Origin of the sequence: Brevibacterium permense (genome assembly GCF_025506275.1) — a bacterium.
GTDB lineage: Bacteria > Actinomycetota > Actinomycetes > Actinomycetales > Brevibacteriaceae > Brevibacterium > Brevibacterium permense_A.
The window spans coordinates 249,689-257,967 of the sequence record NZ_QYCP01000093.1 but is presented as its reverse complement, the minus strand read 5'-3'; the positions used below and the strand labels follow the sequence as shown (position 1 = coordinate 257,967).

5 protein-coding genes are annotated in these 8,279 nt (G+C 63.7%); 3 read left to right on the top strand and 2 right to left on the bottom strand.

What is annotated here, in order from left to right:
- The first annotated feature begins 365 nt into the window (after nt 1-365).
- Complete coding sequence (locus tag D3I60_RS15230; RefSeq protein ID WP_262777231.1) at nt 366-1,382, top strand: epimerase; 1,017 nt, start codon at nt 366-368, stop codon at nt 1,380-1,382.
- 72 nt (nt 1,383-1,454) lie between these two features.
- Here the strand turns inward: D3I60_RS15230 and trhO are convergent, their stop codons facing one another.
- On the bottom strand, nt 1,455-2,366 hold the full coding sequence (gene trhO, locus D3I60_RS15225; RefSeq protein WP_262777229.1) for an oxygen-dependent tRNA uridine(34) hydroxylase TrhO: 912 nt from the start codon (nt 2,364-2,366) through the stop codon (nt 1,455-1,457).
- A 163-nt stretch (nt 2,367-2,529) separates the two neighbouring features.
- Here trhO and purL point away from each other — a divergent pair, with 163 nt between their 5' ends.
- Nucleotides 2,530-4,914: a phosphoribosylformylglycinamidine synthase subunit PurL gene (gene purL, locus D3I60_RS15220; RefSeq protein ID WP_262777227.1), complete on the top strand. Its 2,385-nt coding sequence runs from the start codon at nt 2,530-2,532 to the stop codon at nt 4,912-4,914.
- Between the two features lie 582 nt (nt 4,915-5,496).
- On the opposite strand, the gene D3I60_RS15215 is transcribed toward purL, so the two are convergent.
- Nucleotides 5,497-6,045, bottom strand: a complete 549-nt coding sequence (locus D3I60_RS15215) for a hypothetical protein (protein ID WP_262777225.1) — start codon at nt 6,043-6,045, stop codon at nt 5,497-5,499.
- 940 nt (nt 6,046-6,985) lie between these two features.
- Between D3I60_RS15215 and D3I60_RS15210 the strand changes: the two genes are divergently transcribed.
- Nucleotides 6,986-8,215 (top strand): cobalamin-independent methionine synthase II family protein, encoded by a 1,230-nt coding sequence (locus D3I60_RS15210; protein WP_262777224.1) that lies wholly within the window; start codon nt 6,986-6,988, stop codon nt 8,213-8,215.
- Nucleotides 8,216-8,279: the final 64 nt, after the last annotated feature.

Here is an 8,279-nt window from a genome sequence, read left to right as displayed (position 1 = left end):
CCAGAAAAATAAATGTTCTGGCATCACAACTTGTTCAAACAAACACGCTATTGGATTCTCAAACCACAAACACACACCCATCACCACACCACACAAAACGCGTGTGTTCACTGGGGGTATCAGTTTCATTTTCGTGTCACCCACCCGATCGCCTGAACCCTCGGATCAAACCGTGTTTGTCCTGGTCAGACCCGGTGGAAACTCTGTCTCGAAGACGGTGTTTCCGGCGGGGCAACGAGATATAACTCTAGACCACCCCAGAGGCACCACGCAAATCCAAAACCGACTTTCTCCACGTGACACCCACCACACGGCTTCGGTGCCGCATCAACAGCCCCACCAATGAGGGGTGTTAGCGTCCCTGTATGAGCACGGAGCCCACAGACACATCGCTGACAAGCGCCCAGGCCCCGATCGCCGTCGTCGCCGGAGCATCGGGGTTCATCGGTGGAGAGCTGCTCGATGCGCTCAGCGCTCGGGGGTACGCGACGCGGACGATCGGCCGCTCCCCTGCCTCCGCCGACGCCACCTGGGACCGTCCCGACCGAATCGCCGAACTCATCGACGGTGCCGACCTGCTCATCAACCTCGCCGGTCGCAGCGTCGGATGTCGATACACGGACGCCAACCGACAGGTCATCTGGGACTCCCGAGTCGATACGACCCGCGCTCTCAATACGGCGGTGGCAGCCGCTTCGGTGCCGCCGCGTGTGTGGATCAATTCGAGCACGGCCACCATCTACCGCCACGCGATGGACCGACCGCAGACCGAGGACGACGGCGACATCGGCGAAGGGTTCTCGGTCGACATCGCCAAGGCCTGGGAGAAGGAGTTCTTCGCCGGGGACCTGCCCGAGACCCGACGAGTCGCGCTGCGAATGGCGATCGTGCTCGGTGACGGAGCGGCGTTGAACATGTTGGCCACCGCGGCCAGGTTCGGTGCCGGTGGAGCTCAGCATGACGGGCGCTGGTTCCCGCACCGGCGCTATCGCGGGATCGGCCCCGCGGCTTCCGGGCCGACCGTCTGGCGAGGACACCCGCCGACTCACGGACGACAGCGGTTCAGCTGGGTCCATATCGACGACGTGGTCCGGGCAATCCGGTTCATCGACGAACACGACGAACTCAGTGGCCCGATCAACGTCTCGAACCCACAGGTCGCGGACAATCGCTCACTGATGAAAGCGCTGCGCAAGGCAGTGCGTATGCCCGTGGGGATTCCTGCTCCCAGGTGGCTGCTCGAGATCGGGATGGTCGTCCTGCGTCAGGAGTCGGAACTCGTGCTCAAGAGTCGGTGGGTGCTGCCGGCACGACTCGAAGCGGCCGGGTTCGAGTTCAGGTGGACCGACATCGAGGCGGCGACGAAGCACCTGCTGCGCTGAAGTGTCGGTACGGCACTCCCCCGTCTTCGGGGAATGCCTCCCCGGTCTCCGGGGAACGGCAGGATCACAAGCTCAGCCGACAGCCGCCTCGGCGGGGTTTCCCTGCTCGACGCAGTCGGCGCAATAGGGCTGCAGACCCCTGTCCGTGCAGTCGGCGCACCGCAGGTACTGTCTGCGGCACTCGAGGTTCGCACAGTTGACGAACTCCGGCGTCTTCCTGTCGCAGGACACACAGTGCCCGATGGATTCGACGTTGTCACCGAACTCGACGTGCATGCGCTTGTCGAAGACGTACAGCGAACCGTCCCAGTAGCCGGAGCTGCCGAAGGTCTCGCCGTAGCGGACGATGCCGCCGTCGAGCTGATAGACCTCTTCGAACCCGCGGTTCTTCATGAGCACGGACAGGACCTCGCAGCGGATTCCGCCGGTGCAGTAGGTGACGACGGGTTTGTCTTTGAGGTCGTCGTATTTGCCGGATTCGATCTCGGCGATGAAGTCACGCGTGGTGTCGGTGTCGGGAACGATCGCGTCCCGGAACTTCCCGATCTGCGCCTCCATCGCATTGCGCCCGTCGAAGAAGACGACCTCTTCGCCGCGTTCGTCGAGGAGCTTGTGCAGGGCTCCGGGCTTGAGATGCTGGCCGCCGCCTTGGACTCCGTCTTCAGTGACTGTGATCTCATCGGGAGTGCCGAAGGTGACGAGTTCGTCGCGGACCTTCACGCTCAGCCGCGGGAAGTCATCGCCTTGACCGTTCGACCATTTGATGTCCGCACCCTTGAAAGGCGCATACGACTTCGTTGCCCGCACGTACTGCTTCACCTCGAAGATGTCCCCGCCGACTGTGGCGTTGATCCCGTCCTTCGACACGATGATCCGCCCCTTGAGCCCGAGGCTCTCGGCCAGGGTGTACTGCCACAGCTTGACCGCTTCTGGGTCTGGCAGCGGAGTGAAGACATAGAACAGAACGATCTTGGGAGTTGCCATGGCCCCCATTCTAAGTGGAGTGCAGCCGTCCGATTCCCAGCGGGGAACGGTCCCGCACCCGCGCCGAGGCGGTCCGCCCGTGGACGCGCTTCGCTCGCGCCGCAGAGACACGGCTAAGATTGGCCGTGAGTGCCGTGTCGTATGAAAGGGCCCCGAAGAGGACATGACGTCTAACCTCAGCTCTGCGGATTCCACGCAGGTCGATTCCCCGCAGAATGCATCGAAGAAGGTCAAGGAGACGGTCGAGTTCGCAGCGGCGAACCCCGACGTCGAGCAGCCTTTCGCCGATCTCGGTCTCACGGCCGAGGAATACGAGAAGATCAAGGCGATCCTCGGACGTCGCCCCACCTCGGCGGAATTGGCCATGTATTCGGTGATGTGGTCCGAGCACTGCTCGTACAAGTCCTCGAAGGTCCACCTGTCCAAGTTCGGCGACAAGGTCACCGAGGACATGAAGAAGCACCTGCTCGTGGGCATCGGCGAGAACGCCGGCGTCGTCGACATCGGGAACGGCTGGGCGGTGACCTTCAAGGTCGAATCGCACAACCACCCCAGCTACGTCGAACCCCACCAGGGTGCGGCCACCGGAGTCGGTGGCATCGTGCGCGACATCATCTCCATGGGTGCGCGCCCGGTCGCCGTGATGGATCAGCTGCGGTTCGGAGCCATCGACCATCCGGACACCGCCCGTGTAGTCCACGGCGTGGTCGCCGGGATCAGCAACTACGGCAATTCCCTGGGCCTGCCGAACATCGGCGGCGAGACCGTCTTCGATTCCGTCTATCAGGGAAATCCGCTGGTCAACGCCCTGGCTGTGGGTGTCATGCGGCATGAGGACATCCGTTTGGCCAACGCGTCTGGACTGGGCAACAAGGTCGTGCTCTTCGGTGCGCGCACCGGTGGCGACGGCATCGGCGGTGCTTCGATCCTCGCTTCCGAGTCCTTCGACGATTCGAAGCCCTCGAAGCGCCCCGCCGTGCAGGTCGGCGACCCGTTCGCCGAGAAGGTGCTCATCGAATGCTGCCTCGAGCTCTTCCACGCCGGAGTCGTCGAAGGCATTCAGGACCTCGGCGCTGCCGGCATCTCCTGTGCGACCTCGGAATTGGCGTCCAACGGCGACGGCGGAATGCACATCGCACTCGACGACGTGCTGCTGCGCGACGAGACCCTCACCCCTGAGGAGATCCTCATGTCGGAGTCGCAGGAGCGGATGATGGCCGTCGTCCGTCCCGACCGCCTCGACGAATTCTTGCGCATCGTCGGCAAATGGGAGGTCGAGACCTCCGTGCTCGGCGAGGTCACTGATTCCGATCGTCTCGTCATCGAATGGCACGGCGACGTCATCGTCGACGTGCCCCCGCGCTCGGTCGCCCACGACGGACCCGTGTACAACCGTCCGTTCACCGAACCGTCATGGACCGCCGAGGTGGCTGCGAACACCGTTGAGGCCGCTGGTTTGGCGATGCCCGAGTCCGATGATGAGCTGCGGTCGACGATGCTCGAGCTCGCGGGGTCGCCGAACCTCGCCTCGAAGTCGTGGATCACTTCGCAGTACGACAAGTACGTCCAGGGCAACACAGCACTGGCATATCCGGATGATGCCGGTGTCGTCCGCGTCGACGAGGAGTCCGGTCTCGGTGTGGCCATCGCCACCGACGCCAACGGCCGCTACAGCTTCCTCGACCCGGCGCGCGGTGCCCAGCTGGCTCTGGCCGAGGCCTACCGCAATGTCTCGACCTCCGGTGCCATTCCGCGTGCGGTCACCGACTGCCTGAACTTCGGATCCCCCGAGGATCCGGAGATCATGTGGCAGTTCGCGCAGGCCGTCGAAGGCCTCGCAGGCGCCTGCCAGGACCTGGGAATCCCGGTCACCGGCGGCAATGTGTCCCTGTACAACCAGACAGGCGGAGTGGCCATCCACCCGACTCCGGTCGTCGGTGTGCTCGGTGTCTTCGATGATGTCACCCGCGCCACCCCGAGCGGCTGGCAGGAGCCGGGCCAGACCATCTATCTGCTCGGCGCCACCGAGGCGGAGCTCGACGGTTCGGCGTGGGCCGACGTCACGGCGGGCCACCTCGGCGGGGTTCCTCCGCAGTACAAACCGGCGGCAGAGAAGGAACTCGGCGAGATCCTCATCAACTGCTCGCGCGACGGCATGATCGATGCCGCGCACGATCTGTCCGAGGGCGGGCTGTCCCAGGCGCTCGTCGAATCGTCGCTGCGCTATGGCACCGGCGCCCGGATCTGGCTCGACGAGGTCTGCGAGCGTGACGGCATCGACGTATTCACCGCACTGTTCTCCGAATCGGCGGCGCGCGCGATCGTCGCCGTGCCGCGGTCGGAAGAGGTCCGCTTCAAGGACATGTGCACGGCACGCCGGTTCCCGTTCGTGCGCATCGGCATGACCGATGCCGGCGACGGAGCTCCTGCGCTCGAGGTCGTCGACCACTTCTCGATCGGACTCGACGAACTCGGCCAGGCCCACGAGGGTACGTTGGCAGATCGCTTCGGCGGCAGCGTCGCGGCGGTGACCGAAACCGCGGTCTGAGCTACGACCGGCGAAGACTGAAGTGAGACGGCCTCTCGGCCTCGACAAGACCAGCAGCGGTTGGTTCTCTCGAGGCTGAGAGGCCGTTTCGCTGTCGCACTGTGTCCGTATCGCCCTGCTGGGCGTGACGGTCGCGAAGGCGGGTCGGTAGACTTCTCACCTTCGCGCTTGCTGCGGCGCCAGCCGTCACGCAGCGGTCCGACTATGCCCCAGGCGAGAGCAGTGAAGACGGCGACGATCGCCCGATAGATCAGCCAGAAGGAATCGGCCAAGCCCGCAATCGCGATTCCCACGGCCAGCAGGGCGATGGTGATCGCCGAGGCGGTCAGGCAGCGCAGCCGGTACTCGAGACCGGTGCGGGTCGGTACGGCAGGCAGTTCCGCTTCGTTGAGATCCGTATGGCGACGGGCGAATCGGCGGTCGAAGCGGGCGATGGCCTCCGGACCGAAGACGACGGAGAAGCCGACGTAGAACGCGGCCGTTCCGTGGCTGAAGTCCGCTGCCGCTCCCCCGGTGCAAATCGATGTAAGTCAGGACGATGATGACGATGTCGATGAGCGGGGTGAATGCGAGGAGAACCGTCTAGTGGTGTGGGAATGGCTGCTGGCCCGCTCCGGGATGCCACTGATTCGGGTGAGCCAGTGCCAGGTGACCAGCTTGCGGGTAGATCTGCTGTGAGTACAACTGTTGCTGAGTCGAAGCCGGCCGGCTTGGCATCGGCACCGTTCCAGCCGGCGGGAAGCCGAGCATGTGGAAGAGACCGAGAACGATGAAAAGGAGTATGAGCCAGGCTCCTTGGACGATCATCATCGACAGTGCCTGATCCAGTGGGCTTGCGTTCAGGCCCAGGCCGGCAACGTAGCTTCCCGCATTCATCACCACGGCGATGATGACTCCGACGATGAGAACCCACCACCTGCGGCGGCGGACGATGTTCCATGCGCAGAACACAGCGGCGAGGTACACGACGCTGATTACGACCTGGGCAATACTCGCACGAAGCGTCGAATCTGTGCCGACTCCGGTGCCGGCGACGCTGAAGATGGAACTCACGACCGGGGTGACCGCCAAAAGGCAGATGCAGCCGAACAGGTAGGTTCCGGTGGCAATGAACCGGCGTGTCCAACTCACATTCTTCACCAGCAGCATGGCGATAGTGCCGATGACGAGACGCAGCAATGATGAGACGACCGTCCCGAGACTGTAGAGGAGACGCGCCGAACGACGTCATCGCAAAGAAGACCAGCTGCTGAACCACGCCGACGATGGCGGACCAGGCGAACGAAAGCAGCAGAATCCACCACCGGCGCATGCGAACGATGTTCCACGCCAGATAAGTCACGCCGAAGAACAGAGTCAGGCCGGCAGGCACGCGGATGAAGTCCGGCAGGATTGACATCGTCAGCTGCGACTCTGCTGGGTCGAAGGGCGGCGACAGAATCGGCACGACAACCAAAGGAACGCACCAGACGGCGGCGAAGAGGGCAGCAGCGAGAATTCTTCGAGGCCACGAGGAATTGCTCACCAGCATCAGAGCTATGGCTCCAACGACAATGACATTGATCGCAGTCCCATGATGGCCTGGGCATTCAGGATCACCAAAATTGGGATTACTGCCGCCACTGCCGCAGAGAACAGCGGGGGCACGATATAGAGTGCAACCGCGAGACGCATCAGGCCCCTGGAACACCAGAGCATGATCCTGGTGGACCATTCTGTTTGGGCAGCGCCCGCAACGGAAGCCCCTGGATCGCCGAAGCGTCCGGCATCTTGTGGGTACGGCGGCGACCGGTTCACGTCGGATCCCTGGGGCCATCTTGAACTCATATCTTCACTCTAGGATCGATCAGCGGACTGCGGCGCCAGCTGAAGTGGCAATGCTGACACCTGTACCGCGACATCTGACATAACCGCTTGGCCCGCCCGCGACGTGACCGAAGATGACGCCGACCGCACATGCACGACTGCGAATGTGATTGCCTGAAGGGGAACGATGAGCCTCAGCCGTTCCACGGCCAGGGACTCAGCAGCGCAGCAGAACGACACCACATTCAAGGAAGAGGAGCCAGTCATGGCAACGATTCGCACATCCCACGCGGGGTCCTTACCCCGCACTCCCGAACTCATCGAGGCCAACAAGGTCAAGCAGGCGCAGAACACCGCCCGCCTGGCCGGTGAGTCCGTGTCTCAGGAACAGGAGCAGGAATTCGACGAGCTCCTTGCCGCCAGCGTCACCGACCTCGTCAAGCGGCAGAAGAACCTGGGCATCTCACTGCCCAACGACGGCGAGTACGGTCACGCCATGGCCGCCGACTTCGACTACGGCGCGTGGTGGCACTACTCGTTCGCCCGCACCGGCGGGCTCGAGCTCGACGATGTCGACAAGTGGGATGCACCAGCTGTGCGGTCCGAGCCCGGCAAGACGGTTCTCACCAGCTTCGGCGATCGCCGCGATCGCAACCTCTTCCCCAACGTCTACTCCGATGCCGACGCCGGCACCGACACCGGCGAGCAGCCCCAGTTCCCCAAGGCCACCGGCCCGATCAGCTACATCGGCCAGGATCAGGTCAACCGTGATGTCGCGAACCTCAAAGCAGGTCTGGCCGCCGCAGGCTACGACGAGCGTGCCGGCTACATCAATGCGCTTTCCCCCGGTTCGGCCTCCCGCATCGCCAACGAGTACTACCCAAGCGATGAGGAGTTCATCTGGGCATGGGCCGATGTGCTCCGGGAGGAATACCTCGCCATCACCGAGGCGGGGCTGACCGTCCAGATCGATGATCCCTCCCTCGCGGAGAACTTCGACCAGATCAACCCGGAACCGTCGTTCGATGACTACCGCGCGTTCATCCAGGTCCGCATCGATGCGCTCAATCATGCGCTGCGCGGAATCGACCCGGAGCAGGTGCGCGTGCACACCTGTTGGGGCTCGTGGCACGGACCGCACGTCACCGACCTGCCGTTCATCGAGATCGTCGACCAGGTGCTCTCCATCAACGCCGCCGGCATCACCTTCGAAGCCGCGAACGTCCGCCACGAACACGAATGGCGGATCTGGGAAGAGAAGAAGCTGCCCGAGGGCAAGTACATCATTCCCGGCATCGTCTCCCACTCGACGAACGTGGTCGAGCACCCCGAGCTCGTCGCCGAGCGCATCGGCCGGTTCGCCGGTCTCGTCGGACCCGAGAACGTCGTCGCCTCAACTGACTGCGGCCTGGGCGGCCGCGTCCACCCGGACATCGCCGTCGCGAAGCTGCAGTCCCTGACCGAGGGTGCGGAGATCGCCTCGAAGCGCTTCTGACCCCGTACTGCGGAAACAGCAGAAACACCGGTCCCCTCCGTTAGGCACGTCTGCCGAGCGGAGG

Coding starts and splice junctions, on each gene's coding strand:
- D3I60_RS15230 (WP_262777231.1), top strand. CDS start 366: ATGAGCACGGAGCCCACAGACACATCGCTGACAAGCGCCCAGGCCCCG.
- trhO (WP_262777229.1), bottom strand. CDS start 2,366: ATGGCAACTCCCAAGATCGTTCTGTTCTATGTCTTCACTCCGCTGCCA.
- purL (WP_262777227.1), top strand. CDS start 2,530: ATGACGTCTAACCTCAGCTCTGCGGATTCCACGCAGGTCGATTCCCCG.
- D3I60_RS15210 (WP_262777224.1), top strand. CDS start 6,986: ATGGCAACGATTCGCACATCCCACGCGGGGTCCTTACCCCGCACTCCC.